The following is a 26,180-nucleotide window of genomic DNA, read 5'->3' on the forward strand; positions in this document are numbered from 1 at the left end:
TTTTCAGCCATGCGCTTTCCAATTCTCTCCCTCATTCTCTCCCTCGCTTCCGCCTCTGCCGCGGAGCTCAAGGTTGCCACCCTCCACCCCCTCCTCGGCGACCTCGCCCGGCAAGTCGGCGGCGAGCGAGTGGAAGTCATCGACCTGATCGGGAAAAACGGCGACCCGCACCATTTCGAGCCCGTTCAGGCCGATCTTCAGAAGGCGGCGGACGCGAAGCTCTACTTGGCCTCCGGAATGGGCCTCGAAAGCTACCTCACTTTGCTCCGCGGGATCCTCGGGGAAAAGGCGCAAGTCGTTGAAATTGGGAAGGATCTTCCCTCGATCGAGGGGGAATGCGACCACGAGGGACACGATCACGAGCATCACGATCACGAGATCGACCCCCATTGGTGGCACTCCATCGACCTCTTCCGCCGCGCGACGACCATCACCGCGGAAACTTTTACAAAAGCCGATCCGGCTGGCGCTGAAAATTATTCAAAAAACGCCGCAAGCTATCGCGCCAAACTGGACGAATTGGAGCGCTGGACCCGCAAGGAAGTCGCACGCATCCCGAAAGCCAAACGCCACCTCGCGACCGCCCACGCGGCCTTCGGATACTTCTGCAAGGACTTCGGATTTGAGCCCTTGGCAGTCCAGGGACTGAACCGCGAGAGGATGCCGGATCCCAAGAAACTGGCCGCCATCCTTGCAGAGCTGAAGGAGCATCAGGTGGCCGCGATCTTTCCCGAAAAGGAATCGAACCCGAAGATCCTACAGGCCCTGACCGGAGACACCGGCATCAAGCTCGGCGAGGCCCTGATCGCGGACGGTTCCACGGCGGAAAGCTACGAGGCCATGGTCCGCCACAATGTCTCAGCGATCACCGCAGGACTGTCAAAATAGGCCCGCCTCAGTGCCGGGACAGCGAGAAGTTCCGATTGTTCAAAAGTTTCGATAAAAGGATTGTCGGATTTTTAAAATATGTTAAGGACTTCCTCGCTGTTGCCCGTAAAACATGAAAAACCAACTCGCGAGGTTGCCCCACCTCTGTGTTGGCCTTCTTGCCCTGACTGCCCTGCTCCCCGCCCCTGTGTCCGCGGCCGAACCCGCGCAGACACCCAATCCCATTGGTCGCGTAGCCCGGTTATTCAATCGCAAGCTGGTCGATACGGAAGACCGGATCCGTTGGCTCCAAGGCCGCTTGGACAACCTCGCCGATTTTACGGAGAAGCCCCTCAAGGAAACCATCGGATGGCGCTGTGGTTTGGAAGACGAAGCCACCGGCGATCCTTGGATCTGCCTTGATTTCGGGAAGGACATTTCCCTGGATCACCTTTTCCTCGTTCCGGCCCAGACACAGCCGGGCGAGACCAATGACCTGTTCCCCCGCCGCTTCCGGATCGAAGCCGCAACTCAGGAAGATTTTTCCGATAGCCGCCAGATCTATCGCACCGGCGGCATGGCCCACTCTTCGCCGCAGGGCTTTCCGGTCCAGATCAATGGCGACGGGGGCTCTGCCCGCTACGTCCGGCTGACCTTGGAAGAAGGCCACCGCCGCGGCCTCGCGGGTGTCTGCGCCCTCTCGGAAATCTTCGTCTTCTCGGATCGCATTCCGGTTTCCTTCGGGGCGAAAGTCACGGCCTCTCATTCGGTGGATGTGCCCGGAGTCTGGGACCCCTCATTCGTCGTGGACGGACGCACCCCGCTCGGCGTCTGGCAAGGCGGCCTCTGGGCACCCTCGCACGGCGACTGCCTGGAGGTGCCCGGTGACAACCCGAAGGTCGAGTGGGTCCTCGATCTCGGCCAAGAGGCACCCGTCGACCGCGTGATCCTCTTCCCCTACGCCGTCCCGGAACTCTCCGGCCCGGGAGTAATTCCGCCAGTCCTCAAGCTGGAGTTGGCCGGCAAAGCCGATTTCAGTGACGCCAAGTGCATCGCCGATACCGGCCCGCGTGACCTGCCGGTGGATCTCACCACCCCTGTCGTGCTTCCTTCCCCGGAGGCCAAGGGGCGCTACCTCCGGATCACCTCGGAGCGGGCATGGCAGCTCGGCAACCGCCATTTGCAAGCACTGGGAGAAATCGAAGTCTGGTCCGGAAACCGGAATCTCGCCTCGGGTCGGGAGGTGACCGCCATCCACGGCGGCATCGAGCAGCCCTCCGAGGAACTCACCGATGGCTCGGGCTATCGCTACCAGATCCTCCCCATCCACTCCTGGCTCACCCAGCTCGTGGAAAGGAATCATTTCCGCCAGGAAATGGACATCCTCAGCTCCGCCCGGAAGACCATGGCATCGGAGAGCGAGCTGAATACCACCTGGGGCGCCGCCATCGCCCTCGGCCTGACCTTCCTGATCCCCGTCGCCATCGTCGAACGCCGCCGCCTGGTCTCCCGCACCCAGCTCGACAAGCTCCGCAAGCGCATCGCCTCCGACCTGCACGACGACATCGGCAGTAACCTCGGCAGCATCTCCCTCATCGCACGCTCCGCGAAGCGCGACCTGGAGCGCCTCAAGGGCCCGGACGAGGTGGCCCACGACCTCGGCGAGGTGGAAACCATTGCCCGTGAAAGCTCCTTGGCCATGCGGGACATCGTCTGGCTCTTGGAACGCCGTCAGGACACCATCGGTGACCTCGTCCAGCGGATGCGCGATTGCGCCGCCCGCCTTCTGCGAGAAGTCGAGTATTCGCTCGTCTGCCGGTCCTCGAAAACCACCGCAAAACTCACGCTGGACTCAAAACGCCATCTTTTCCTCTTCTACAAGGAGGCCCTTCACAATATTGTTAAGCATTCCAAAGCGACACTGGTCACCGTGCGGCTCTACGATGCCCGCGACCGGCTGGTGATGGAAGTGAGCGACAACGGCATCGGCCTGCCTCGCGACGCCGAAGATCAGATGGCAGCCGTGAAAAAACTTACCGATCGCGCCAGGGTGCTGGAAGGTACCCTGCACGTGGAATCATCCCCTGGAGCCGGCACAACACTGCGCCTTTCCGTGAAACGAACCAGCCTGATGGCTACTAAAGCTACCGCCAATGAGTGACACCACCACCGCCCCGCTCCGGATCTGGATTCTTGAGGATCACGCGAACTTCGCGAAACAGATCACCCGGCTCATTTCGGGCGAAGATGATCTGATCTGCGAAAAGGCGTTCTCTCACCCGGACGACCTCTTTGCCGAGCTGAACTACTGCACCTCCCCGCCGGACTTGCTGATGCTCGACCTCGGCCTCCCGGGGAAAGACGGCCTGCAGGTGCTGCGCGAGGTGAAGGTGAAGGTGCCGGAACAGAAGGTCGTCATCCTGACCTCCTTTGACGACCGCGAGCGCGTCTATCGCGCCATCTGCAACGGGGCATCCGGCTACCTGCTGAAAACCGCCGACCCGGACGATATCCTTTCCGGCATCCGCGATGTGATGCAGGGCTCCGCCGCACTGAGCAGCCCGATCGCGAACATGATTCTCGAAGGCTTCGCCAAGCACGGCCCTGTCGATGAGACCGAACCCCTCACCTCCCGCGAGGAAGAGGTCCTGCGCCTGCTGGTGAAGGGCTTCATCAAGAAGGAGATCGGCGATCAGCTCGACATCTCCCAGCACACCGTGGACATGCACCTGCGCAGCGTCTACCGGAAGCTGCATGTCCGCACCCAGACGGAAGCCGTCTCGAAGGCGCTGCGGAAAGGATTGGTGTAAGCCTCTGGCCAACCTTATCGAATCTCCAAAAGCCCGGGGTCGCTCGATCTCGGGCTTTTTCATTTCTGCCCGCATCATCCACGCTATGGGGGAAAACCTCAGGGCATCCCTTTTTATCCGGATCGGATTCCATTGTGGCCCCCGCCACCAGGGTGTAGTTCCTTGCCGGGATGACGGGAAAACGCGGGCTGACCCAGCAACATGTGGCACGGATGTTAGGCGGGGATAGCGTCGAGGACGCGGCGGCACGGCTAGCACCGGATTTCAAGGACCTGCCAAAGGTCCCGGCAGGCAGCGCAAAAGTCAGCCGCGAGCGTGCCGGGGAGCTCTGGGAAGAGACTGGCCTGCCCACCCGCCTGAAGGAGATCCTCTTGGATCAATCCCCCGGCGATCTCTCGGTCTATCAAGGGAATATCGAAAACGCCATCGGCGAGATGCGCATGCCCTTGGGCCTCGCAGGGCCCCTCCGCGTGAATGGCGTCTCCGCAAAGGGTGACTTCCACATTCCCCTCGCCACCACGGAGGCCGCCCTCGTCGCGAGCTACCACCGCGGCTGCCGGCTTCTCACTGCCGCAGGCGGATGCTCCGCGCTGGTGCTTTATGAGAGCCTGAGCCGGGCACCCTCGTTCGTCTTCGATACCTTCTCCGAAGCCAGCCGCTTCACCGTTTGGGCCGTGGATCAATTCGAGACCTTCCAACAGGTCGCCGGCACCACCACCTCGCATGGCAAGCTCGTCGATGTCGGTGTCACGCTTGAAGGAAACCACGCCTACTTCAATTTCGAGTTCACCACCGGCGATGCCTCCGGCCAGAACATGGTCACCATCGCCACCCAGGCGATCTGCGATCACATCCTGGCCCACACGCCGATCCAACCGCAACGCTACTACATCGAGTCGAACCTCTCCGGCGACAAGAAGGCCAGCACCCGTGCCTTCACCACCACCCGCGGCAAGAAGGTCACCGCAGAGGCCCACCTTTCCGCAGAGCTGGTAAAGAAGCACCTCCACACCACGCCTCGCGCCATGGAGCAGTACTGGCAGATGTCCGCCATCGGCGGCGTGCTCAGCGGCACCCTCGGCATCCACGGCCATTTCGCGAATGGCCTCACCGCCCTCTATCTTGCCACCGGCCAGGATGCCGCTTGCGTCGCCGAATCTGCAACCGGCGTGACCCGCTTCGAGGTGACCGAGGATGGCGGACTCTACGCCTCCGTCACCCTGCCCGGCATCATGGTCGGCACCGTGGGAGGCGGCACCGGCCTGCCAACCCAGAAAGCCTGCCTCGAACTCATGGGCCTCGCAGGCGCAGGCAAGTCCCGGGCCCTCGCCGAAGTCTGCACCGGCCTCCTCCTCGCCGGCGAACTCTCGATCATCGGTGCCCTCAGCGCCGGCCACTTTTCACGCGCCCACCGCAAGCTCGCCCGCGACCGCCAGAAAGGCAGCAAGGAGAGCTGAAGAAGGCACGACCACGAGTGAATGGCCATCGGAGCACTCTGAATCCCCGACGGGGCGACCGGGAGATAGCCCAGGGTAAGCGCGCAACACACAGCATCTAGAGCCCCAACGGGATGATCGGGAGATAGCCCAGGGTAAGCGCGCAACACACAGCCTCTAAAGCCCCAACGGGGCGACCGGGAGATAGCCCAGGGTAAGCGCGCAGCGCGCAACCCTGGGTATCCACGGAAAAGGAATCGCACCCTGAAAGGGTGCCGGGAGCCCACTAACTTCTCCCGTCCCGCTTTAGTCGATCCTGGCAGTAGAAACCCACCCCGCCATCTTCGAAACTCCCTTCCAGCATGTCCTCCAAAGCCACTTCGACCTCACCCCACCCTCTTCACGCCCCCCCAAACCCGCCTGTTAATTTCCCTGTTATAACAGGCGGAACAGGCCGCAAATCCCAAGCATCCCGATCGTCCCGACCCGCACTTGCACCATCACTGAGACTCGTTAGAGTGGCACGGGGAAAAGAGTCCCTTCCTTGGTCGCCACCATGACAATTCTCCAGAGGCTGTGGACATACCAGAAGGAGCGCTTCCCGCTCTTCGCTCACGGCCCTCTCATCGCAGCCTTCAGCGCCTGCGCCGTCTCCTTCTCCTCGCTGATCCGCCACGCCCCTCCTCCCGGTTGGGACATGTACCTGACCGCCTTCGTCGTCTGCCTGCTGATGTTCCTTCAGCTTCGCATCGCGGATGAGTTCAAGGATGCCGAGGACGACGCCCGCTGGCGCCCCTACCGCCCCGTGCCCCGCGGCCTGATCAAGCTCTCCGAGCTGAGGATCCTCTTCATCGTCACCGCCGCCATCCAGCTCGGCTTGGTCCTTTGGCTTGATCCACGCCTTACCTGGGTGCTCGGCATCGCATGGACCTACCTCGCCTTGATGAGCGTGGAGTTCTTCTGCCGGGATTGGCTGAAGGCCCGCCCCATCGTCTACCTCGTGAGCCACATGGGCATCATGCCCCTCGTGGACTTCTTCGGCACCGCCTGCGAATGGTTGCCACGTGCCGGATCTCCACCCGGCGGGCTCGGTTGGTTCCTTGCCGCCAGTTTCTTCAATGGCATCGTGATCGAGCTCGGACGCAAGCTTCGTCAGCCCGCCGATGAGGAGGAAGGCGTGGAAACCTACAGCCGCCTCTGGGGCATGAAGGGTGGCGTCCTCGTCTGGCTCGCCACCCTTGCCGTCACCTTCACCTGCGCCGTGGTGGCCTCGCAGGCGATCCACTTCATGCGCCCGGTCTGCATCGGCCTCGGCCTGGTCTTCGGCTTCGCCCTCTGCACCGGCTGGCGCTATCTCGCGAAGGGCGCCTCCGGGAAGAAGATCGAAATGATCTCCGGGATCTGGACCCTCGCACTCTATCTCCTCCTCGGCCTCATTCCGCTGTGGCTGCATTCTTGAAACGATGAATCTTCTCTTCCCTGGGACCAGCAGCAGCCGCTTCGGCGGAAAAGGCGCGGCGCTCGCCAAGCTCGGCGAAGCGGGCTTCGATGTCCCCGCATGGTTCGCCGTGCCGCCGGAAGCCACTTGGGAAACAGGCGACCTCACCAACGCCCTCGCCCAAGTCGGTGAAGGCCCCTTCGCCGTGCGATCTTCCGCCACCATGGAAGACGGTGCCGGGCATTCCTTCGCGGGGCAATTCGAGACCTTCCTGGAAGTCCCGGCTTCCGAGGTCGAACAACGCATCCGCGACGTCCGTGATTCCTCAAAGCGCGAGGCCGTGCTCACCTATTGCCGCGAACGCGGCCTGCCGCTTCCGGAGCCACCCACCGTTCTGGTCCAGCGGATGATCCAGCCGCGCTGCGCGGGAGTTGCTTTCTCTGCCGATCCTGTCTCCGGCCAGCGCAGCGTCGCCGTGGTATCTGCAGTGGAAGGCACCGGCGAAAAGCTCGTCTCCGGTGAGGTCGATGGCGAGGACTGGCGCATCGGCAGCGGGACGGCCTCATCGCCCGGGAAGCTACTCTCCGAAAGCGAAGCCCGCGGGATCGCAACCTTGGCAAAGCGCTGCGAGAAACACTTCGGCCGGCCGCAGGACATCGAGTGGGCCATCGATCGGGCAGGAAAGCTCTGGCTTCTGCAATCGCGCCCCATCACCACGCTGGCGAACCAAGCCGATCCCGATGACACCCTGCGTGTCTGGGATAACAGCAACATCGCCGAAAGCTACGGCGGCGTTACCACGCCCCTCACCTTCTCGTTCGCTCGGCGGATTTACGAATCCGTCTATCGCGAGTTCTGCCGCTTGATGTCGGTTCCGGCCGAACGCATCGAGCGCTCCGATGACGTCTTCCCGCAGATGCTCGGCCTTATCCGTGGCCGCACCTACTACAACCTTGCGAGTTGGTATCGCGTGCTCGCCTTGCTCCCCGGCTTCCAGTTGAACCGCTCTTTCATGGAGCAGATGATGGGCGTGAAAGAGCCCCTGCCGGAATCCTTGGTCCAAAAGATCATCGCGGAGTCCACCGTCAGCCGTTCCGCCGACATGCGGGCACTGGTCGGCACCTGCCTCGGCCTCCTCAGGCAGCTCCGCGGACTCGACAAGCAGATCGCGTCTTTCCAAGTCCGGCTCGACCGAGCCCTCGCCCCACCACTCGTGCCTCTCGCCCAAATGAGCGGCGAGGATCTGGTGAGCCACTACCGCGACCTCGAGCGGAAGCTCCTCAAGCGCTGGGACGCACCATTGGTGAATGATTTCTTCGCCATGATCTTCTACGGCGTGCTCCGTAGTTTGTGCACCAAGTGGGCGGGCGATAACAGCGGCACCCTCCAGAATGATCTTCTGGCAGACACCGGAGGCATTATCAGCGCCGAGCCACCACGCCGCATCATCCGCATGGCGAAGCTCGCCAAGGAATCCCCCGGTCTCCCCGCCTTGCTCGCATCGCCTGAAACTCCGGAGAAGGAGAAGCTCGCCGCGCTCTCACGGCATCCCGAGCTTTCCAAGGAGTTCCAGCGCTACCTCGATGAATTCGGTGATCGCTGCTTGGAAGAGCTGAAACTGGAGAGCCCCACGGTCCGTGACGATGCCACCACCCTGCTTGCCTCCATCGGTGCCCTCGCCCTCCGCCAGCAATTGCCCGAGGAAAGCAGGACCGAGCCCACCAAGCCTCCCGCCATCGGCAATCCGCTCAAAAGCGGGATCTTCAGCTATGTGCTGCGCCAAGCTCGCGAACGCGTCCGCAGCCGGGAGAATCTCCGCTTTGAGCGCACCCGTCTCTTCGGCCGGGTCCGCAGCATCCTTCGGGAACTCGGCAAGCGCCTGCACGCCGATGGCCAACTGGAATCCGCCGACGACATCTTCTACCTGGAGCTCGGCGAGGTGCTGGCCACATGGGAAGCCACCGGCACCATTCTCAAGCTGGGCGATCTGGCAGCCCAGCGCCGCGCGGAGTTCGCGATCTATCAAAATGAAACCCCGCCGCCCGATCGCTTCGAGACCCACGGTCCCGTCCATCGCTACACCGTCTTCGAAGAGACGCGGAAACAGGAAGAAGCCGCTGGAAACACGGAAGGAATCAAGGGCATCGGGGCTTGTCCCGGGAAGGTCACCGGCCGTGTCCGCGTCGTGCTCGATCCACGCGGAGCCCGCCTTGAACCCCGAGAAATTCTCGTCGCCCTACAGACCGACCCTGGCTGGGTAGTTCTTTTCCCCGCTGCCTCAGGTCTCCTTGTCGAGCGCGGCAGCCTGCTATCCCACTCCGCCATCGTTTCCCGCGAACTGCGCCTGCCCTGCATCGTGTCGCTGCCACGCATCACCACCACGCTGAAGACCGGTGATCTGGTGGAGATGGATGGCAGCACCGGCAGCGTCCGTATCTTGGAATCCCCAGCCACCTCCCTTTCATGAGCAAGTCCGAGATCCAGCACCGCGCCGATTTCTCCGCCGTCCGCTATGCCCAGTGCTGGGAGGATTCCCTGCTGCTGGTAGAAGCCATGAAACCCGCCGGCAGGCATTGCCTCAGCATCGGTTCGGCCGGTGACAATAGCTTCGCACTCCTCGCCGCGGGCGCGGCCTCCGTCACGGCCGTGGAAATGAATCCCACCCAGGTCGCCTGCATCGAACTACGGAAAGCGGCGTACTTGCAGCTCGATCACTCCGGCTTCCTCGAACTCCATGGCTCGCGGCCATCCTCGCGCCGGGCATCGCTCTACCGCGAATGCCGGGACCTGCTCCCCGCTCCCGCGCGCGAATTCTGGGACGCCCGTCCCGAGGCCGTCGAGGGCGGCATCGGTGGCTGCGGGAAATTCGAGAATTACTTCAAGCTCTTCCGCTCCAAAGTCCTGCCCATCGCCCATCCGCGGAAGCGAGTGCTGTCCTTGATGCAATCCCGCTCGCCCGACGAGCGGCTGAAGTTCTATGAGGAGGTCTGGAATAATCGCCGCTGGCGCTCCATCTTCCATGTCTTCTTCTCCCGCGCGCTGATGGGTGCCCTGGGCCGCGATCCGGAGTTCTTCAAATACGTGGAAGGCTCGGTGGCGGAACGGATCCTTTCCCGCACCCGCCACGCATTGGCGGTGCTCGATCCCTCGGCCAATCCTTACCTCCACTGGATCCTCACCGGGACCCACGGCGATCACCTGCCTTATTCGCTCGAAGCATCCAACTACGCACTGATCCGCAGCGCCCTCCAGCAGGACCGCTTCCGCGTGGTGGAAAGCCCCATCGAGGCACTGCTCGAAGCCGAGCCGGCCAAGCGCTACGATGCCTACAATCTGAGCGACATTTTCGAGTATATGAGCGAGGCAAACACCGAAAAGCTGCTGCGCACCTTGGTCGCCGCTTCGAATACCGGCGCGCGTCTCGCCTACTGGAACATGCTCGCCCCACGCTCCCGCCCGGAATCGATGGCGGACCTGTTGAAGCCTTGTGAAGAGGAAGCCCAGGCCCTCTTCAAGCAAGACCGCGCCTTTTTCTACAGCCGCTTGGTGGTGGAGGAGGTGCGCGGATGACGGTTCAGGAATGGCTGGCCATCGCGGGCGTGCTCGCGGCACTCATGCTCGGCCTGCCGCTGTTCCGCTGGCTCTGCGAGCGCAGCGGTGCCTCCGCGGAGGCATCCCGGAAGTCGGTCCATGTTGCCATGGGCCTCGCCTGTGCCGCCTTCCCATGGATCTTCGATCGCCCTCTGCCGGTGTGGATCCTCGCGGCCCTCGCCACCTTGCCCTTGCTGCTCCTGCGCTGTGTCCCCGCGCTGCGCTCGGGCCTCGGCTCCACGCTGCACGGGGTAAAGCGCGTCTCCTATGGCGAGATCCTCTTCGCCCCGGCAGTGGCCGCGGTCTTTGACCTCTCGAATGGCGATACCTTGCTCCACGTGATTCCGGTCGGAATTCTCACCGTCGCCGATGCGGCCGGTGCCATCGCCGGAACGAAATGGGGCCACCGCTTTTATGCCTGCGGCACGGGCAGAAAGAGTGCTGAAGGCTCCGCGGCCTTTCTTGTAGTCGCCTTCCTCTGCGCTTTCCTTCCCCTCATCCTCACCGGGCGGGTCGATGCGTCCTATGCCGTCTGGATCGCGCTTACCCTCGCGGTGCTATCGATGATGGCGGAAGGCATCTCCGATCGCGGCTTCGATAACCTCATCATCCCTCTTGGCTGCCACTTCATCCTCGCCCGCTTGCTGGCCAGCGACATGCCGCACCTGATCACCCGCTTCACGGCGGCCGTGATCCTTCTCGGCATCGTGACGGCAGGCGCACGTCATAGCACCCTCAGCGGCAGCTCGCTGATTGGCGGTGCCTTGCTCGGCTACGGTTGCGCGATCCTTGCCGATCCCCGCTTCACGCTTCCCCCTCTCGCGATCTTCTTCAGCCACCTGATCACCACTCGCCGCCACAAGCTTACCGGGGTCTTCGACCATCGTCTCGATGCCGTGATCTCCCACGCCATCGGCTGCCTCAGCTGGTCGCTGGCCGTGAACCTCGGATGGATCGATTCCGTTACCGGCCTCTGCGGCGTTTCCTTTGCAATGGCGGTGCAGCTTGCGATGGCCGATGTGGCCACGCAAACTTGGCTGCATTCCACCAAGCCGCAGCTCCTTCGTGCTACCATCAAGGGTTGGTTGGTCGGGGCGCTCCCCGGCCTGATCTGGCTCTGGCAAGACGCCATCCGGATCGCGCCGGTCCTGGCCATCGTGCTCATCCTGACTCCCGTTGCCTGCCTGCTTTCCCACTGGATCGAATCCCGCTACGCTGGCAGCCCCACCCGGCTCTGGATGATCAAAGGGACACTCTCCTTCCTGGCTTCAACTCCTGCCCTGCTCCTCCGATGAACGAACCCCGATACCTGATTCATGAAGGCTCCGACCTTCCGGAGATCCCGGTGGCCGATGGTTTGAGCCGGCCCGAAGCCTTGGCAGGACCGGAGGAAGCCATGGATGCCCGCGTCTTCATCACCGATGATGAAGGCCGCTCGATCGGTCATGCGGCGCTGTGGTGGAGCGACGCACCGCCGCTGGAAGGCCACAAGCCCGGCACCATCGGCGGCTTCGATTCCACGGACGAGGCCACCGCGATCCAGCTTCTGGAAGTCGCCACCAGCTATCTCCGCAAGCTCGGCTGTACGCTCGCGATCGGACCGATGAACGGTAACACTTGGCGCCGCCATCGCTACGTCATCGGAAGCAGCGGCCGTGGCCCCTTCCTCCTCGAGCCGCGCAATCCCGCGCCTCATCCCATCTGGTGGCATGCTGCGGGCTTCGAAGAGCTTTCCCGCTACTCCTCCTCGCTGATGCCGCTCGACGGAGAAGCCGCCGTTTCCCCCGCATTGAAGGAGCGCTTGGAGAAATCCGGCATCGTCATCCGTCCGCTCGACGCCTCCCGCTACGACGACGAACTGCGCACGATCCACGAAATCAGCCTGAAGAGCTTCTCGAACAACTTCCTCTACACACCTCTGGAGGAAGACTCATTCATCGCTTCCTATCGCAAGGTGAAGGATCGCGTGGACCCGGATTTTGTTCGTATCGCCGAGAAGGATGGCGAGACCTGCGGCTTTGTCTTCGCCATCGCCGACCTCGAATCGGCCGCCCGGGGCGAGAAGCCCGCACTCATTGTCAAGACACTGGCCGTCGACCCCTCCTCCCGCAGCGCCGGACTCGGCAGCCTCCTGGTCGATGAGGTTCACCGTCTCGGCCGCGAGAAAGGCTTCACGGAAGCCATCCATGCCTTGCAGCATGAAACGAATACCTCGCTGAAAATCACCGGCCGCCATCATGGCGAAGCTTTCCGTCGCTACGCGCTCTTCTCGAAACCACTATGAACCTCGTAGCGATCCTGCGCGAACGCGCCGTCATGCATCCCGACCGCCCGGCGCTCGTCGACCGGTGGAAGGGCAAGGATCGCTCGATCAGCTTCCGCGAACTTCAGGATCGCGTCGAGCGGGGCTCCGCCCGCCTCCAGGAACTCGGACTGAAGCGCGGCAGTACAATCATGGTCCTGCACCCCATCGCGATCGAACTCTACGAGATCCTGCTCTCCGCCTTCCACTCGGGCATGCGCGTGATGCTCGTCGATCCCGGCGTGGGCAAGGGCTTCATCAGCAACTGCTGCAAGCGAGTCGCACCCGATGCCTTCTTCGGCTCATGGAAAGCCCAGATGCTGCGCTACTTCGAGCACGGCCTCAAGCAGGTCCCGCTGAAGATCCGCTCGGGGGCATGGTTTCCGGGCACCGTGCCTTGGCAAAAAAACCTTGAAGGCAAAGCCCTCACCGACCTTCCCGAAGACGAAGCCGCTCTCATCACCTTCACCAGTGGCAGCACCGGCGCACCGAAAGCCGCCGTGCGTACCCATGGCTTCCTGATCGCCCAGCACAAGGCGCTTTCAAAGGCACTGGACTACGAGGATGGCGAAGTCGATCTGGTCACCCTGCCCGTATTCGTCCTTGCGAATCTCGCCTCCGGACTCACCAGCGTGCTTGCGGACTTCAAACTCGGAAAAGACGGCTCTGAGGGAGCGGCACGAGTGCGCGAACAATGCCTCCGCTATCACGTCACGCGTTGCGCGGCATCACCCCACTTCTTCGAGGTGATGCTCACCGTACCGGATTCGATGGCCACGCTGAAGAAGGTCTACACCGGCGGTGCCGCGGTCTTCCCGGAGCTGATGAAGCGGCTGACCAATGTCTTGCCGGAATCATCCATCACCGCCGTCTTCGGCTCCACCGAGGCCGAGCCCATGGCCCACCTTGATGTCCGCGAGTATGACCTCGTGAAGATGACGATGACCAGCGAAGGCTATGGCCTCTGCGCGGGACATCCGGTGGAGGAAGTCGAACTGCGGATCATCAAGAACAGCTGGGGCACTCCCTTGAAGGCACTCGACCCGGCGTCCTTCGATTCCATGACCCTGCCGCAAGGCCAACCCGGTGAAGTCGTGGTCACGGGTGATCATGTCCTCTCCGGCTACCTCGGCGGCGTGGGCGATGAAGAGACAAAGATCCACGTCGGCGGCAAGGTTTGGCACCGCACCGGCGATGCCGCATGGCTCGACAAAAACGGCTGCCTCTGGCTGCTCGGTCGTTGCTCGGCCAAGCTGCCCTCCTCGCCCGTGGCACCACCGGAACTACCTGAGGGCGCACTGGATTACCCCTTCGCCATCGAGGCCGCTGTCGGCATGCGTTACCCGCAGGTTGTCAGCGCCGCCATCGGATGGAAGGACAAGCGCACACTCGTCTTCGGCCATGGCCAACCCGACCCGGCCACGTCCGAGGAAATGGCACGGGAGTTCGAAACACTCGGCATCCAACAAGTCATCTTCGCAGGCGGCAAGCTGCCCATGGATCGACGCCATCATGCTAAGATTGATTACCCCGCTCTCCGCGCGATGCTGGAAGCGCGCGAGGCAAAAGCCTCCTGAGAAATTCATTTATCTACCTAGAAGTATGAATTAGGATTGCCAGATCATCCCGATCCCCTAGCCTCTCCGCGTTCACCGCCATCGCGGGGAACCGCCACGGGGACCACCCCGGGCCGCTGACAACACCATACGACCCGCACGGAGCAGACCAGACCTCTGGATCTTCGGCATCACCTGCCGCCACTCCGTATGCCTCGCAAGCCACCGGTCCTTCTCATCTCCTTCAATCGCCCGCATCTCTCGCAGCGGGTCTTCGAGCGGATCCGGATCTACCAACCGGATCGCCTCTACCTTGCCGTCGATGGCCCGCGCGCGGAGGAGACCCATCCGCGCGATGCCGCTGGCGTGGCCGCCTGCAAGGATCTCGCCCAAGCCGTCGATTGGCCCTGCGAAGTCTTCACCCGCTTCTCCGATGTCAATCAGGGCTGCGGTCGCGGCGTGAGCAATGCGATCACCTGGATGTTCGAGCAAGAAAGCCACGGCATCATCCTGGAGGACGACTGCGTCCCGGAGCCGACCTTCTTCGATTACTGCGCGGATCTTTTAGATCGCTACCGGGATCACCCGCAGGTCATGCACGTCAGCGGCAACAACTTCGGCGGCGAGGGCACTGCGGAAGCCTGCGCGCCGTTCAGCTACGCCTTCACCCGCTACGCCGATCTCTGGGGCTGGGCCACTTGGGCGCGGGCATGGGCGCACTTCCGCTACCAGATCCCTCCACCGGCAGAGGTACCGAAGTCGCACTTTATCCAGGAAGGCGTGGACCGCTACCGCCAGTATGCACAGCGCGATCGCGTGCTCTCCACCCGGCAGAAGACCAGCATGTGGGGCTACCAGTGGCAGTATGCCGTGCTGAAAAACCGCGGCCTCTGCGCCGCACCCGCCGTGAACCAGATCTCGAATACCGGCTTCGGCGAGGAAGCGACCCACACCACCGGAAGCGGCAGCCTCCACGCAGCGAATGTCCCCACCACCCCGCTCACTTTCCCCCTCTCTCACCCGCCGGAGGTCGTCGTCTCGCCGCGATACAACCGCATCTACGCCGATAACGTGCTGGGAACCACCGGCCGCTACCGCAAGCGCTACCTGAAGCGCTGGATCCGCACCCTGCTGATCCCTGGCTACGTGCCGAAGAAGTGACGCCATGCGATTCCTCCGCCGCCTGCTCCGCAAGCTCGACCCCGTCCTCGCCCGCGCGGCAGCCCGCAGCCGGCTCGGATCGTCCCTTTACTACGGCATCTATCGTACCGATTTCCTCCGGGAGCAGCGCTCCTTCGCCGCCGGTCGCCAAGCCTATCAGGATTCCCTTGCGAAACCCGGCAGCAGCATGGCCATCCTCCGCCGGAATGTTCACCGCATCGAAAAAGGCCTGCTAATGCAGCCGCGGCGAGTCCCCTTCGCCCTCGATTACATCGGCGAGACCGTCGCCGCCTTCGCCACCGCCTGCAAGGCTCCGCTGGAGGCCGAGGAATTCGCCTGGGGCCGCGATGTCCTCTCCGAGTACTTCGCCGTCCACGAAAAGGAAGCGAAAGCAAACCCCCACGCCGAAAAGTTCTACACCGCCCTCTCCACATCCGGCTGGATCGCCGACGAAAGCACGCCGCGCATCCCTTATCGCCGTGATACCGCGGCGCCCCTGCCTGTCGATCTCGAGTCCCTGCGCGCCCTCGCCCGTCATCGTCGATCGGTGCGCTGGTTCTTGCAGAAGCCCGTGCCCCGTAGCGCCATCGATGCCGCCATCGAGATCGGCACTCAGGCACCCAGCGCCTGCAACCGCCAACCCTTCGAGTTCCGCATCTTCGATGACCGCGAGCTGGTGGAGCAGGTCATCGATATCCCCTTCGGGCTCGCTGGCTATGGCCACAATGTCCCCGTGCTCATCGTCGTCGTCGGACAGCAGCGGAATTTCTTCAGCGAGCGCGACCGCCATCTCATCTACATCGATGCCTCACTCGCTGTCATGGGCCTGCTCTACGGACTCGAAGTGCAGGGCCTCAGTTCCTGCTGCGTGAACTGGCCGGACATCGAGGAAAACGAAACGCGCATGGCGGAGCTGCTCAAGCTCTCCGCCGACGAGCGCCCCGTCATGCTCGTCGCTCTCGGCTATCCCGATCCCCAGGGCATGGTCGCCCGCTCCGTGAAGAAAAGCCTGCCCGTGATCCGCCGCTACAATTTCGAATGAAGCAGCCCCTCACCATCGAGATCCACGGCACCGGTACGCACAACCGCGGCGCGGAGCTCATGGCCATCGCCATCGCCGAACGCCTGCGCGCGAAGTATCCCGGCGTCCGCATCGTCGTGCCACCCGGCTTCGGTGATTTCGAAGCACGCGCACGCCACGGCTTCTGGACCACCTGGGAGTTCTCGCGCCGCTGGCAGAGCCGCTTCGCCGCGAAGTGGATCCAGCGCTACTCGAAGGACATCGAGGAAGCCTCCGGCATCGTCGATCCCTCGGAGATCGATGTCGTCCTGGACGCCTCCGGTTTCTCCTTCTCCGACAAGTGGGGCCCGAAAGGCGCACGCCATCTCCTGAAGAGAATGACGCGCGGAGGTCGCGCAGGAAAGCCCCTCGTTCTCCTCCCCCAGGCCTTCGGTCCTTTCACCCAGCCTGAAGTCGCAGACGCCACCCGCAAGCTCTGCCAGCGCGCGAGCCTAGTCTGCGCCCGCGATGCACGATCACGCGAGGAAGTGCTGAAGCTCGCCACCTTGCCCACGCTGCGCGTCTATCCGGATTTCACCGTCGGCATCAAGCCGCAGCGCCCGGCCAACCTGCGTATCCCCGAACAATTCTCCGCCGTCGTCCCGAACCAGCGCATGGTCGACAAGGGCCAGTCCGGCGAAGCTTACCTCGGCTTCATTGGCGCGGCAGTGCACTCCCTCAAGCGCCGCGGCCTCAATCCCGTCTTCCTCCTTCACGATGCCAACGATGACCGCAAGGTCGTCTCCGCCATGAGGGAACGTGGCATCGACATCCCCGTCCTGGAGCACGAGGACGCCCGTGTCTTGAAAGCCATCCTCGGCAAGGCGACGCTAGTCATCGGCTCAAGATTCCACGCCCTCGTCAGCACCCTGTCCCAAGGCCTCCCCGCCATCGCCGCCGGCTGGTCCCACAAGTATCCCGAACTCTACGCTGACTTCGGATGCCCCGAGTTCCTCATCGGCGACCTCGCCGACGATGCCCTGTTAGAAGCAGCCATCGATCGCCTCGCCACCCCGGAAGGACGCGCCTCTTATAAGCAGCGCCTCCAGGAAGCCGCCACCCGCATCAAGGCCCAGAACGAAGCCATGTGGACCGAAGTTGAAGCGGTGATCCACGCGAGCCAAACAAGGTAACGCTCCACCCGATCGCTCCGATATTGGGCCGGACGCCCCCGGCCGACCGCAGGAGCGGCCTAACAACAAGGAGCCGCACCGCATTCCCACGAATGCGCTTACATGGCCCTTGGAAATATAGGCTCGCTCGTGAGAACGAGGGAGCGGCAGACGATGGAGAATCCCCCATTCAGTATCTCTCCGGATCGCGATACAACCGGATAATATCATCCCGCACCGTCATGCTGTAGGGCGAATGCGTCCTCACGAATTTCCACAGCCTCCCGATCTTCGGATACGAATTTTTCCCAACGAAAAGCCGCGCATCATCGATAAAGATCAGGTGCTCCTGCGAAGGATTCCCGAAGATGATCGAAAGCTCCTCCTCGATCGGGCACTCGCGGCTCGCCTTCCCGGTCCGTGGTCCCGAATAATGTGCGTCCAGCCAGAACACCGCCGGACCATCCAGCTTCGCGATGATCTTCGGCAGCACCTCCGCGCTGTTCCCGTGATAAGCCTCCACGTTCACGTGATCCGCAAACCTCGCCGCCGCTTTCCGCGCCAGCTCCTCGTGGATCTCCACCGTAAAGACCTTCTTGTAGAGCGCCGCCATCGCCGCCGTCGTCTCACCGAGGTAGGTGCCGGTTTCCACGAAGTGATCGTACTTCCTGGCATACGCACCCAGCTTCTCGCGCTTCTCCTCCGGCAGGAGATGAGTGAAGAGGGAGTGCTCGCGGGAGTTGAGCGCATAGTGGAAGTCCCTGACGAATTGCTTGATCATAGGATGAGGAGAAATGGGGTGTGAGACTACGGGGATGGATGAAAGGAGAAGAAGAGTGAGAGACGATGACCACGGCGGGCTCGGGAAAACCCAAAATCCCGCGCCCACCGTGGCGTCTCGTGCAGCCCGCCGGTGAAAACCCAAAAACACCGGAATGGGCAGCGGAGAAATGGCCTCCGGCATGCGGAGAATGAGCTGGCGCGGATTGGCATCACCACCGGCGCAGCCCTGTGGCTAGCATCGACACGAAAGCAACGCGAAGAAATCGGAATGAGTCGTCATGAGCAGGGAGCGTTTGTGCGATTCGCTGCAGCGGGTGGCGGAGGAAGATCCGCGTGAACCACAGCACCATTGCCAACAAGCTCCCCTGCGCGGGGTCGCGCTTCGCGTGCCTGCTTGCTCTCTTGGTAGAGCGGAAAGCGGCCCGCGGCTGACGGAGGAATAAATACCCACCACTAAGTGGGAATTCAAGAAATCTTTTCCCCTAACCGCAACTTTTCCCAAAGCGGCCCCGCCGCCTTGGACTGCTGCCGGTTTACCGACGGACTGGGAGCGCAGAACTCCAGTTCCGCTTGGACAGTCCGGCAAAGACCATCCCTCCCCCGACTGCATTCCCCTCTTATCTTATCTCCTCTCTCCAAACACCTCCTCCACCTCCATCCCCGGTTCCAGCCCGTTCTCTAGCAACCACTCCGCGTTAAACAGCTTCGATTGGTACTTCGCCCCCGAGTCACAGAGGATCGTCGCGATCGTCAGCCCCGGCCCATGCTCCAGCGCATACCGCACCGCACCTGCCACATTGATCCCGCTCGAAAGCCCCACGAAGATCCCCTCCTCGTGCAGTAGCTGATAGACCACCGCCAGCGCCGTCTGGTCATCGATCCGGTATGCCTTGTCGATTGCCAGGCCTTCGATGTTCCGGGTCACGCGCCCCTGCCCGATGCCCTCCGCGAAGGAATCGCCATCGTCGTCGTCGAGGTTTCCGTTCGTGAACCACGACCACATCGCCGCGCCATAAGGATCCGCGCAAACCGCCGCGATCCCCGGCTTTTGCTCCTTCAAAAACTGCGTCGTCCCCGCCAGCGTGCCACCCGTGCCTACCGCCGCCACAAAGGCATCCACGGTGCCCCCGGTCTGTTCCCAGATCTCTGGACCGGTGCTCAGGTAGTGCGCCTGACGGTTCGCCGTATTGTCGAATTGATTCGCCCAGAACCACCCGCGCTCCTCGGCCAGGCCGCGCGCGATGTGATTGTAGTTCCCCGGGTCGCTATACGGCTTTGCCGGCACCGGAATCACCTCCGCACCCAGCGTCCGCAGTTGCTGGAACTTCTCCGGCGATTGCGTCTCGGGAATCACGATCACCGTCTTGTAGCCGCGCGCATGGCCGATCACCGTCAGGCCGATCCCCGTGTTCCCTGCGGTCCCCTCCACGATCGTCGCCCCCGGCTTCAGCAGGCCACGCGACTCCGCATCCTTGATGATGCCATAGGCCGCGCGATCCTTCACCGAGCCACCCGGATTCATGAACTCCGCCTTCGCCAGGATCTCGCAACCGGTCAGCTCGGACAACTTCTTCAGGCGGATCAGCGGCGTCTTGCCGACGTGGTGATCGACTCCGTGGTATTGGGGGCGGCTCATGGCAGGAAAGGAATAATGGCTTGTTAGATCGACCATAGCAGATCCGCCTGGTCGCGCCCCTTGCCCTTGCGGGGAGGCTTCGTCTTGATGCTAAGGTTTTTCTCCTCGTAGATCACCAGCGAATTCGGCGCGATGCTGTGCATCAGGAAAACGTTCGCGCCAATGGTCGAGTTCTCGCCGATCACGGTATCGCCGCCGAGGATCGTCGAGTTCGGGTAAATCGTCACGTTGTCCCCCAGATCCGGGTGACGCTTCAGGCCCTTCACCACATTCCCGTCCTCATCCTTGATGAAAGTCCGCGTGCCCAGTGTCACTCCGTGGTAAATCTTGCAGTGGTTCCCGATGTAGCAGGTCTCCCCAATCACCACGCCGGTCCCGTGGTCGATGAAGAAATGCGAGCCAATGCTTGCACCCGGATGGATGTCGATCCCCGTCCGCGAGTGCGCCCACTCCGTCATCATCCGCGGGATGATTGGCGCGCCCGCACGATAGAGCCGGTGCGCCAGCCGCTGGATCGCGATCGCCTCGATGAAGGGATAAGAAAGAATCACCTCCTCCCGGCTCCGTGCCGAGGGGTCGTTCGCATACGCCGCCTCGATGTCCGTGCGCAGCACCTCCCGCACGATGTGTAGCGCGCGGCAAAACTTCTGCATGATCGGTGGCGTCTTCCCTGTCGGAACGTTCGGATTGCCGATCCGCACGCTCTTCCGCACTTGGTCTTCCAAGCGCGAGATCACATCCCACAAACGCCGCGCCGTCAGTTCCGCCAGCGTCCCGTTCGGAACCACATCGCTATCGAGGAAGCCCGGGAAAAGCAGCTTCAGCAGATCCTCGCAAATCTCCCCCACGATGTGCTTCGAGGGCAGGTTCAGAGCCTCCGCGTTGTTCCATCCGCCGAAGCGTTCGTACGAGGCCAGCAGCTTCGGCACATACTCGCCGTAAGGGATCTCGAAGGGCGATGGGGAGGCGTGGTCGAACTTGGAAACGGAGAGAGGCGTCTCACTCATGATCATGATCCGGAGCGCTGGTTCCATGGTGCCTTGGCCAGCAGCAGGCCCATCCCGCACCAATCCGTGATCCCCGCGAAGACGAGCCCCGCACCGACGAAGGCCGAGAGCCCGAAAAAGCCGGGATGGAAGAACCATCCCAAGATCACACCGGTCAGCACCAGAGTGCCGGCGCCGATCCGCACCTGCCGCTCCAGGGAGATCACCTTCCCCTGCCCGCGCGTCACCGGAAGATCTGCCGCCACCCACGCCTGCGTGCCACCTTCCACCACCACGGTGTTCTCATAACCGGAGGCCAGGAATTGGTCGCTCGCCTTTTGAGCCCGGCCACCGCTTTGGCACAGGATGAAGATCGGCTCGGATTTCGGCAGCAGCGAATTCTCGATCAACTGCTTCGGATTCAGCTCGCCCAGCGGATAGTTGCGAGCCTGCGGCACATGCACCTGGTCGAATTCGACGGGCGTGCGGACATCGATGACGGTGGCACCCGGACTTTCATCCAGGTGGCGCTTCAGGTCGGTGGCGGAGATGGTGCTCATGAGCGGGAAGAAAGGGATCAGGATCGCAGGGTGGAAATCAAGCGGCGCGGATGCTTCAGCAGATCGAGCGCATCACCGATGCTCGGGGAAAGCAGATCCGCGTTCTGGATCGCGGCCGCCGCAGTGCCTTCCTTTTGCAGCACCGCGATTCCCAGCGCCGCCGCCTTCAACATCAGCCGGTCGTTGCGGCCGTTGCCGATCGCGATCACGCGGTCCTCGCCCAGATTGCGGATGTATTCCAGCTTCGTCTCCGCCTGAGCCTCGGCCGGGATGATCCGCAGGGTCACTGGCAAGCCCGCCAGCTGCTCTGCCGCACGATGATTCGTGTCCGCGGTGATGACGTGCAGCTTGAAGCTCTTCGCCAGGCAGCGCAGGTCCTCGGGGATCCCCAGCTGGATGTGCCCGTCCAGCGCCAGGGTCCCGTTGTAGTCCATCACCACATGCTCGATGTGCAGTTGGTCGAAGCCCGGAATATCGATCTCAAACATAGCCTCACTCTTCAGTTCATTCAGCGGCGCACGATCTGGTGCAGCGCATGAATCAGCGCATCCACATCCGCGCGGTTGTTGTAAAACGCAAGCGAAGGACGGATCGTGCCCTCCACGCCGAAGTGACGCACCGCCGGCATCGCACAATGGTGCCCCGCACGCACCGCGATTCCCTGCTGGTCCAGATGCTTCGCGATCCGCTCGTTCGGAATCCCCGGCACTACGAAACCGAAGACGCTCGCCTTGTCCGAGGCCGTGCCGATCTGGCGCACGCCATGCACGGAGCGCAGCGCCTCCTCCGCATACTCCAGCAGCGAGTGCTCATACGCGGCAAGTGCCGGGATCCCGAGCTCGAACATGTAATCGATCGCCGCGCCCAGACCCACGACGCCCGCGATGTCCGGGGTACCGGCCTCGAACTTCTCCGGCGGCGCGTTATACACCGTCCGTTCGAAGCTCACATCCTTGATCATGTGCCCCCCGCCCTGCCACGGCGGCATCGCCTCCAGCAGGTGCGACTTGCCGTAAAGCGCGCCGATCCCCGTGGGACCGAAAACCTTGTGTCCGGAGAAGACGAAGAAATCCGCATCCAGCGCCTGCACGTTGATCGGCAGGTGCGGCGTCGATTGCGCTCCATCCACCAGTACCGGAATCCCGCGCGAGTGCGCCATCGCGATGATTTCTTGTACGGGATTCACCGTACCAAGGGCGTTCGAGACCTGCGTCACCGAAACAATCTTCGTCCGCTCGTTCAGCAAGCGCGGCAGCTCCTCGATCAAAAGCTCGCCGCGGTCGTTGATCGGGATCACCCGCAGGTTCGCACCCACTTGGCTTGCCAGGATCTGCCACGGCACGATGTTCGCGTGATGCTCCAGCTGGCTCACCAGGATCTCGTCACCTTGGCCAATGTTCTGGTGCCCCCAGCTCTGCGCCACCAGGTTGATGGCCTCCGTCGTTCCGCGTACGAAGACGATCTCCTTCGCATCCGCCGCGCCCAGGAATTGCCGAACTTTCTCCCGACCGCCTTCGAAAAGTTCGGTCGACCGTGCCGCCAGCGTGTGCGCCGCACGGTGGATGTTCGAGTTATCCCGCGAATAAAAGCGCGAGGTTGCATCGATCACGCTCTGCGGCTTGTGCGTCGTCGCCGCATTGTCCAGCCACACCAGGGTCTTGCCATTCACGTGCTGCTGCAGCGCCGGGAAGTCCTTCCGCACCCCATCCACATTGAAATCCGGCAGTGCGGCAAAGGCCGATGGCTGCGTGCCGAAAGTCGAAAACGAGGGGATATGCGGAGCATCCTTCAGGAAATAGAACTCGGCCAGAGACTCCTCTGTTAGACCCGGCAGTTGCCAGTCCGGCTTGGCACCGTCCCGCTTCACCGGCACCTCCAGCCGTGACCCTAGATCCTGCGCATAAAAAGACGGCTCGCCGAATTCGTGCGAGCGCGTATCGCCCGGACGATGCGTCCCTGTCGGCGGCTGCTCGTTCTTCGGCGCAGGCTCAGGCTCCGCCGCCACTACCGTCGGATGCACCGGCGGCGCGGAGATTGCGGAGGCATTCGGAAACCCACCGGAAAGCGCGATATCCCGGTTGCCCCCCTGCCCGCCTTGCGGTGCCTCCAGTGGATTCACCGGCACCTCGCCCGGCTCCACCGGCAGCCCCGCCACCGTGTGCGGCAGCGAAACCGGCGAGACGGACGGCGCGTTCCCCGCAGCCGCGCCCGAGAAGAACTCGTTCGCCAGCCGCGAGATCAGCGCCGTGCCAAAATCCTCCGTCCCCGAATCGAACGAAGGAAGGGACGGTTCAAGCCGTGGGATAGACATACTCGTGGTAGTTGCCGAGGGAAACGCCATCCAGGCTCGCCAGCGCATCCTCGCCCAGCTTCGCGAGGGAGAAGTATCGCGTCACCAGATGCGAGGCGATCGAATGCTTGTTCGTGCCCATGTAGCGCACCGAAAGACCCGGCTCGATCTCCCCTGCCACGCCCGCCTTCTGCAGGCCCACCACGCCGCGCTGCTTCTCGCCCACCCGCAGCAGCAGGATGCTCGTCGTGCCATCCTGGATCGGCAATTTGTCGCTCGGGATCAGCGGAATCCCGCGCCACGTGATGAAGGGAGAGCCAAAGAGCGTCACCGTCGGCGGCGGCACGCCGCGGCGCGTCGCCTCCCGGCCAAAGGCGGTGATTGCCTTCGGATGCGCCAGGAAGAAAGCGGGTTTCTTCCACACCAAGGAAATCAGTTCATCCAAGTCATCCGGCGTCGGCGGTCCCTTGCGCGTCTGGATCCGCTGGGAAGGGATCACTGAATTCAGCAGGCCGAAGCTCGGGTGGTTCACCAGTTCGTACTCCTCCCGCTCCTTCACCGCTTCCACCGTCAGCCGCACCTGCTCTCGCAGCTGGTCGATCGCGTTGCTGTAGAGATCCGTGATCCGCGTGTGCGTCTGAAGTACGGTCTGGATCGTACTAAGGTGATACTCCCGCGGGTCCTGCTCGTAATCGATATAGTCGCGCGGTAGCTCCGGCTCACCATCGTCCACCGTCAGCAGGTCCACGGTGATGCCTTGCGTGTTCTGTTTCACGCGGTTCACGCGATAGACGCCGCCGTCGACGTCCACCCAAGGCAAGAGAAGATGCAGCCAGCGGGGCGTGATCTCATCCCACTGCGGTGGGGTCACGGTCGCGGTGGCAAGATTGCGGGCAGCCTCGGCACTCACGCTGAGGCGGGCGGGGACATCGGACGGATCGCTCATGATTTGAACGGGGAGAGTAGTGGTTTGGATAGTGAGAAAGCCGCTCCTGCGGCATGCCGGGCGCGATCCCTCCGCAGCACGGGCGGGATCGCATCACATCAGTTCACCGGGGGCCTTCCCTTGCACGGGATGAGCATCGGCCCGGGTGCCTCCAAACACATGGTCGGCAGCTTCGCGAATCCGCGGGGTTGTCTTTGTGGGACTCGCCACTCGCAGGGAAGCGCCGCGACGCTGCTCCTCCGGCCCCCTGTTGTCAATCCGAAGAAATCCCCTCAATCGATAGACAATTGGCCAAGACCCTTAATTTACAGATCAAAAAATAAATCTTGAATTCCCACACAAGCGTGGGAATTATATTTTGATCACTTCGCCAACCGGCCTTTCAATAGGCCTCCAAGGCGTGTTCTTCGGGACGCTGTCCCATGTTAGGATCGACCCTAATGTTTCCCGTACTTTCCAGCTCCACCCCTGCATTCCGGACTCTCCGCTCCGGAATCGTCGGCTGTTGTTGCTGTTGAGAGCCCTCAGGAAGCGACCGCTATGGCGGTGAATGGCACCCCAGCATCCCCGGGGCATCGTCATGGCTTTCAGAGGTCCCCGGCCATTCAGGCCGGACAAGCGGGCAAACCTTTGTCTTCAATCCACCTTTCACATTTCAGATCCCATGCTTTACCTCGTCCACGCTGGCACCGTCATTTCAACAGCCTCCGAACTCGAACCCGCCTATCCCGGCCGCTGGCAACGCGGTCAGATCCTCTACTTCTCTATCAATTCCGAACCGCTCGACGACAACATCGAGGAAGCGGCCCTGATGAATAGCTCAGGAGAACTGTGGCACGTCGAGATCCTAACCTCCTCCCACCCGCGAAACCGGGATTCCCCCGCTCTCTCCGGCGTCGTCGCCCGGGTACTCCGGAAGCTCGAAGCCGATGCGGCCCTGTTGTCGCTACTGCCGCAGCGCCCGAAGATCTCCGCATTTCCCCTCACCCGGGAATATGCGGCATGACGAGGAGCTGCGGCTGCAGCTCCTAGAGCGCCTTTACCGCGTCCATGATCCGGTCCGCGATGTGTTGGTAGCCGTGCTTCCCCTTCGCCGTCTCGAGCTCCTCTGCGGTAAGCCGGATCGGCGGACCGATATGCAGTGAGATCTGGCTAAAGCGCACACGGGCCGAACCACGCGGCAATGCCTCACGCGCACCACGGATACGGATCGGTTGGATCACCGCATTCGTCTTCACCGCGATGAGTCCCACGCCTGGCTGGGCCACGCCCAGATCACCGGTGAGACTGCGCTCCCCTTCCGGGAAGATCAGCACCCGCTTGCCGGAGCTCAGCAGCTTGATGATGGCCTTCAGGCTGGTCATGTCCGGCCGGTCCTGATCCACCGGGATGGAGTTCCACGCGAGGTAGATCCACTTCAGCAGAGCCCCCTTCATGAGGGTCTTCCGCGCGAGGTAGAACATCTCGTCGTGATAGAGCGTCCCGATCAACGGCGGATCCAGGAAGCTCTCGTGGTTCGCGGCGATGAGCACCGCGCCTTCAGTCACGAGATGCTCGCGACCCACGACTTTCAGACCGAAAAGCGAGCGATAGGCACTCCCGAAGAGCGACCAACCGAACCAGTATACCCAACGCATCATAGGCCA

Annotated in this window: 22 protein-coding genes; 14 read left to right on the forward strand and 8 right to left on the reverse strand. The window is 62.6% G+C overall.

What is annotated here, in order from left to right; translation table 11 throughout:
- Positions 1-9: 9 nt before the first annotated feature.
- The 13 genes from HHL09_RS01855 (at position 10) to HHL09_RS01915 (ending at position 17,354) form a co-directional block, all read left to right on the forward strand.
- Complete coding sequence (locus HHL09_RS01855; RefSeq protein WP_169452797.1) at positions 10-888, forward strand: metal ABC transporter substrate-binding protein; 879 nt, start codon at positions 10-12, stop codon at positions 886-888.
- Positions 889-1,000: 112 nt separating this feature from the next.
- Positions 1,001-3,028, forward strand: coding sequence for a sensor histidine kinase (locus HHL09_RS01860; RefSeq protein ID WP_169452798.1), 2,028 nt, complete (start codon positions 1,001-1,003; stop codon positions 3,026-3,028).
- On the forward strand, positions 3,021-3,677 hold the full coding sequence (locus HHL09_RS01865) for a LuxR C-terminal-related transcriptional regulator (RefSeq protein WP_169452799.1): 657 nt from the start codon (positions 3,021-3,023) through the stop codon (positions 3,675-3,677). Before HHL09_RS01860 ends, HHL09_RS01865 begins: the two co-directional genes overlap by 8 nt.
- Before the next feature lie 170 nt (positions 3,678-3,847).
- Positions 3,848-5,134, forward strand: coding sequence for a hydroxymethylglutaryl-CoA reductase (locus HHL09_RS01870; protein WP_169452800.1), 1,287 nt, complete (start codon positions 3,848-3,850; stop codon positions 5,132-5,134).
- A gap of 535 nt (positions 5,135-5,669) precedes the next feature.
- Positions 5,670-6,572, forward strand: coding sequence for a UbiA family prenyltransferase (locus tag HHL09_RS01875; RefSeq protein ID WP_169452801.1), 903 nt, complete (start codon positions 5,670-5,672; stop codon positions 6,570-6,572).
- 4 nt (positions 6,573-6,576) lie between these two features.
- The gene (locus HHL09_RS01880) at positions 6,577-9,018 is read left to right on the forward strand and encodes a PEP/pyruvate-binding domain-containing protein (RefSeq protein WP_169452802.1); all 2,442 of its coding nucleotides are present in this window, start codon (positions 6,577-6,579) and stop codon (positions 9,016-9,018) included.
- Positions 9,015-10,121 carry a BtaA family protein gene (locus HHL09_RS01885; RefSeq protein ID WP_169452803.1) on the forward strand — a complete coding sequence of 369 codons (1,107 nt, stop codon included), beginning with the start codon at positions 9,015-9,017 and terminating at the stop codon, positions 10,119-10,121. The genes HHL09_RS01880 and HHL09_RS01885 overlap by 4 nt, the downstream gene beginning before the upstream one ends.
- A complete protein-coding gene (locus tag HHL09_RS01890) occupies positions 10,118-11,437 on the forward strand; it encodes a diacylglycerol/polyprenol kinase family protein (protein WP_169452804.1) in 1,320 nt (439 codons plus the stop codon). Before HHL09_RS01885 ends, HHL09_RS01890 begins: the two co-directional genes overlap by 4 nt.
- Positions 11,434-12,426 (forward strand): GNAT family N-acetyltransferase, encoded by a 993-nt coding sequence (locus HHL09_RS01895; protein ID WP_169452805.1) that lies wholly within the window; start codon positions 11,434-11,436, stop codon positions 12,424-12,426. Before HHL09_RS01890 ends, HHL09_RS01895 begins: the two co-directional genes overlap by 4 nt.
- A complete protein-coding gene (locus tag HHL09_RS01900) occupies positions 12,423-14,021 on the forward strand; it encodes an AMP-binding protein (RefSeq protein ID WP_169452806.1) in 1,599 nt (532 codons plus the stop codon). The genes HHL09_RS01895 and HHL09_RS01900 overlap by 4 nt, the downstream gene beginning before the upstream one ends.
- A 189-nt stretch (positions 14,022-14,210) precedes the next feature.
- Positions 14,211-15,161, forward strand: a complete 951-nt coding sequence (locus HHL09_RS01905; protein ID WP_169452807.1) for a nucleotide-diphospho-sugar transferase — start codon at positions 14,211-14,213, stop codon at positions 15,159-15,161.
- A gap of 4 nt (positions 15,162-15,165) precedes the next feature.
- Positions 15,166-16,203: a nitroreductase family protein gene (locus HHL09_RS01910; RefSeq protein WP_169452808.1), complete on the forward strand. Its 1,038-nt coding sequence runs from the start codon at positions 15,166-15,168 to the stop codon at positions 16,201-16,203.
- Positions 16,200-17,354, forward strand: a complete 1,155-nt coding sequence (locus HHL09_RS01915; protein WP_169452809.1) for a polysaccharide pyruvyl transferase family protein — start codon at positions 16,200-16,202, stop codon at positions 17,352-17,354. The genes HHL09_RS01910 and HHL09_RS01915 overlap by 4 nt, the downstream gene beginning before the upstream one ends.
- 169 nt (positions 17,355-17,523) lie before the next feature.
- On the opposite strand, the gene HHL09_RS01920 is transcribed toward HHL09_RS01915, so the two are convergent.
- The 7 genes from HHL09_RS01920 to HHL09_RS01950 all read right to left on the reverse strand — a co-directional run bounded on the left by HHL09_RS01920 (position 17,524) and on the right by HHL09_RS01950 (position 24,534).
- Positions 17,524-18,114, reverse strand: a complete 591-nt coding sequence (locus HHL09_RS01920; RefSeq protein ID WP_169452810.1) for a hypothetical protein — start codon at positions 18,112-18,114, stop codon at positions 17,524-17,526.
- Positions 18,115-18,738: 624 nt separating this feature from the next.
- Entirely contained in the window at positions 18,739-19,752 is a 1,014-nt protein-coding gene (locus HHL09_RS01925; RefSeq protein ID WP_169452811.1) for a cysteine synthase A, read from the reverse strand.
- A gap of 23 nt (positions 19,753-19,775) precedes the next feature.
- Positions 19,776-20,759 (reverse strand): serine O-acetyltransferase, encoded by a 984-nt coding sequence (locus tag HHL09_RS01930; RefSeq protein ID WP_169452812.1) that lies wholly within the window; start codon positions 20,757-20,759, stop codon positions 19,776-19,778.
- Positions 20,760-20,761: 2 nt separating this feature from the next.
- Positions 20,762-21,298, reverse strand: coding sequence for a rhodanese-like domain-containing protein (locus tag HHL09_RS01935; RefSeq protein ID WP_169452813.1), 537 nt, complete (start codon positions 21,296-21,298; stop codon positions 20,762-20,764).
- Positions 21,299-21,315: 17 nt separating this feature from the next.
- Positions 21,316-21,786, reverse strand: a complete 471-nt coding sequence (locus tag HHL09_RS01940) for an HAD family hydrolase (protein ID WP_169452814.1) — start codon at positions 21,784-21,786, stop codon at positions 21,316-21,318.
- A gap of 20 nt (positions 21,787-21,806) precedes the next feature.
- The gene (locus HHL09_RS01945; protein WP_205760961.1) at positions 21,807-23,609 is read right to left on the reverse strand and encodes a cysteine desulfurase; all 1,803 of its coding nucleotides are present in this window, start codon (positions 23,607-23,609) and stop codon (positions 21,807-21,809) included.
- Positions 23,590-24,534 (reverse strand): family 2A encapsulin nanocompartment shell protein, encoded by a 945-nt coding sequence (locus tag HHL09_RS01950; RefSeq protein WP_169452816.1) that lies wholly within the window; start codon positions 24,532-24,534, stop codon positions 23,590-23,592. The genes HHL09_RS01945 and HHL09_RS01950 overlap by 20 nt, the downstream gene beginning before the upstream one ends.
- A gap of 664 nt (positions 24,535-25,198) precedes the next feature.
- Here HHL09_RS01950 and HHL09_RS01955 point away from each other — a divergent pair.
- A complete protein-coding gene (locus HHL09_RS01955) occupies positions 25,199-25,540 on the forward strand; it encodes a hypothetical protein (protein WP_169452817.1) in 342 nt (113 codons plus the stop codon).
- 22 nt (positions 25,541-25,562) lie between these two features.
- On the opposite strand, the gene HHL09_RS01960 is transcribed toward HHL09_RS01955, so the two are convergent.
- Positions 25,563-26,174, reverse strand: coding sequence for a lysophospholipid acyltransferase family protein (locus HHL09_RS01960; RefSeq protein WP_240963711.1), 612 nt, complete (start codon positions 26,172-26,174; stop codon positions 25,563-25,565).
- Positions 26,175-26,180 lie beyond the last annotated feature (6 nt).

It is taken from the genome of Luteolibacter luteus, assembly GCF_012913485.1.
Lineage (GTDB): Bacteria > Verrucomicrobiota > Verrucomicrobiia > Verrucomicrobiales > Akkermansiaceae > Haloferula > Haloferula lutea.

What these genes read in the sequence shown, in the direction of transcription:
- HHL09_RS01855 (WP_169452797.1), top strand. Translation starts at nt 10, where the DNA reads ATGCGCTTTCCAATTCTCTCCCTCATTCTCTCCCTCGCTTCCGCCTCT.
- HHL09_RS01860 (WP_169452798.1), top strand. Translation starts at nt 1,001, where the DNA reads ATGAAAAACCAACTCGCGAGGTTGCCCCACCTCTGTGTTGGCCTTCTT.
- HHL09_RS01865 (WP_169452799.1), top strand. Translation starts at nt 3,021, where the DNA reads ATGAGTGACACCACCACCGCCCCGCTCCGGATCTGGATTCTTGAGGAT.
- HHL09_RS01870 (WP_169452800.1), top strand. Translation starts at nt 3,848, where the DNA reads ATGACGGGAAAACGCGGGCTGACCCAGCAACATGTGGCACGGATGTTA.
- HHL09_RS01875 (WP_169452801.1), top strand. Translation starts at nt 5,670, where the DNA reads ATGACAATTCTCCAGAGGCTGTGGACATACCAGAAGGAGCGCTTCCCG.
- HHL09_RS01880 (WP_169452802.1), top strand. Translation starts at nt 6,577, where the DNA reads ATGAATCTTCTCTTCCCTGGGACCAGCAGCAGCCGCTTCGGCGGAAAA.
- HHL09_RS01885 (WP_169452803.1), top strand. Translation starts at nt 9,015, where the DNA reads ATGAGCAAGTCCGAGATCCAGCACCGCGCCGATTTCTCCGCCGTCCGC.
- HHL09_RS01890 (WP_169452804.1), top strand. Translation starts at nt 10,118, where the DNA reads ATGACGGTTCAGGAATGGCTGGCCATCGCGGGCGTGCTCGCGGCACTC.
- HHL09_RS01895 (WP_169452805.1), top strand. Translation starts at nt 11,434, where the DNA reads ATGAACGAACCCCGATACCTGATTCATGAAGGCTCCGACCTTCCGGAG.
- HHL09_RS01900 (WP_169452806.1), top strand. Translation starts at nt 12,423, where the DNA reads ATGAACCTCGTAGCGATCCTGCGCGAACGCGCCGTCATGCATCCCGAC.
- HHL09_RS01905 (WP_169452807.1), top strand. Translation starts at nt 14,211, where the DNA reads ATGCCTCGCAAGCCACCGGTCCTTCTCATCTCCTTCAATCGCCCGCAT.
- HHL09_RS01910 (WP_169452808.1), top strand. Translation starts at nt 15,166, where the DNA reads ATGCGATTCCTCCGCCGCCTGCTCCGCAAGCTCGACCCCGTCCTCGCC.
- HHL09_RS01915 (WP_169452809.1), top strand. Translation starts at nt 16,200, where the DNA reads ATGAAGCAGCCCCTCACCATCGAGATCCACGGCACCGGTACGCACAAC.
- HHL09_RS01920 (WP_169452810.1), bottom strand. Translation starts at nt 18,114, where the DNA reads ATGATCAAGCAATTCGTCAGGGACTTCCACTATGCGCTCAACTCCCGC.
- HHL09_RS01925 (WP_169452811.1), bottom strand. Translation starts at nt 19,752, where the DNA reads ATGAGCCGCCCCCAATACCACGGAGTCGATCACCACGTCGGCAAGACG.
- HHL09_RS01930 (WP_169452812.1), bottom strand. Translation starts at nt 20,759, where the DNA reads ATGAGTGAGACGCCTCTCTCCGTTTCCAAGTTCGACCACGCCTCCCCA.
- HHL09_RS01935 (WP_169452813.1), bottom strand. Translation starts at nt 21,298, where the DNA reads ATGAGCACCATCTCCGCCACCGACCTGAAGCGCCACCTGGATGAAAGT.
- HHL09_RS01940 (WP_169452814.1), bottom strand. Translation starts at nt 21,786, where the DNA reads ATGTTTGAGATCGATATTCCGGGCTTCGACCAACTGCACATCGAGCAT.
- HHL09_RS01945 (WP_205760961.1), bottom strand. Translation starts at nt 23,609, where the DNA reads ATGTCTATCCCACGGCTTGAACCGTCCCTTCCTTCGTTCGATTCGGGG.
- HHL09_RS01950 (WP_169452816.1), bottom strand. Translation starts at nt 24,534, where the DNA reads ATGAGCGATCCGTCCGATGTCCCCGCCCGCCTCAGCGTGAGTGCCGAG.
- HHL09_RS01955 (WP_169452817.1), top strand. Translation starts at nt 25,199, where the DNA reads ATGCTTTACCTCGTCCACGCTGGCACCGTCATTTCAACAGCCTCCGAA.
- HHL09_RS01960 (WP_240963711.1), bottom strand. Translation starts at nt 26,174, where the DNA reads ATGATGCGTTGGGTATACTGGTTCGGTTGGTCGCTCTTCGGGAGTGCC.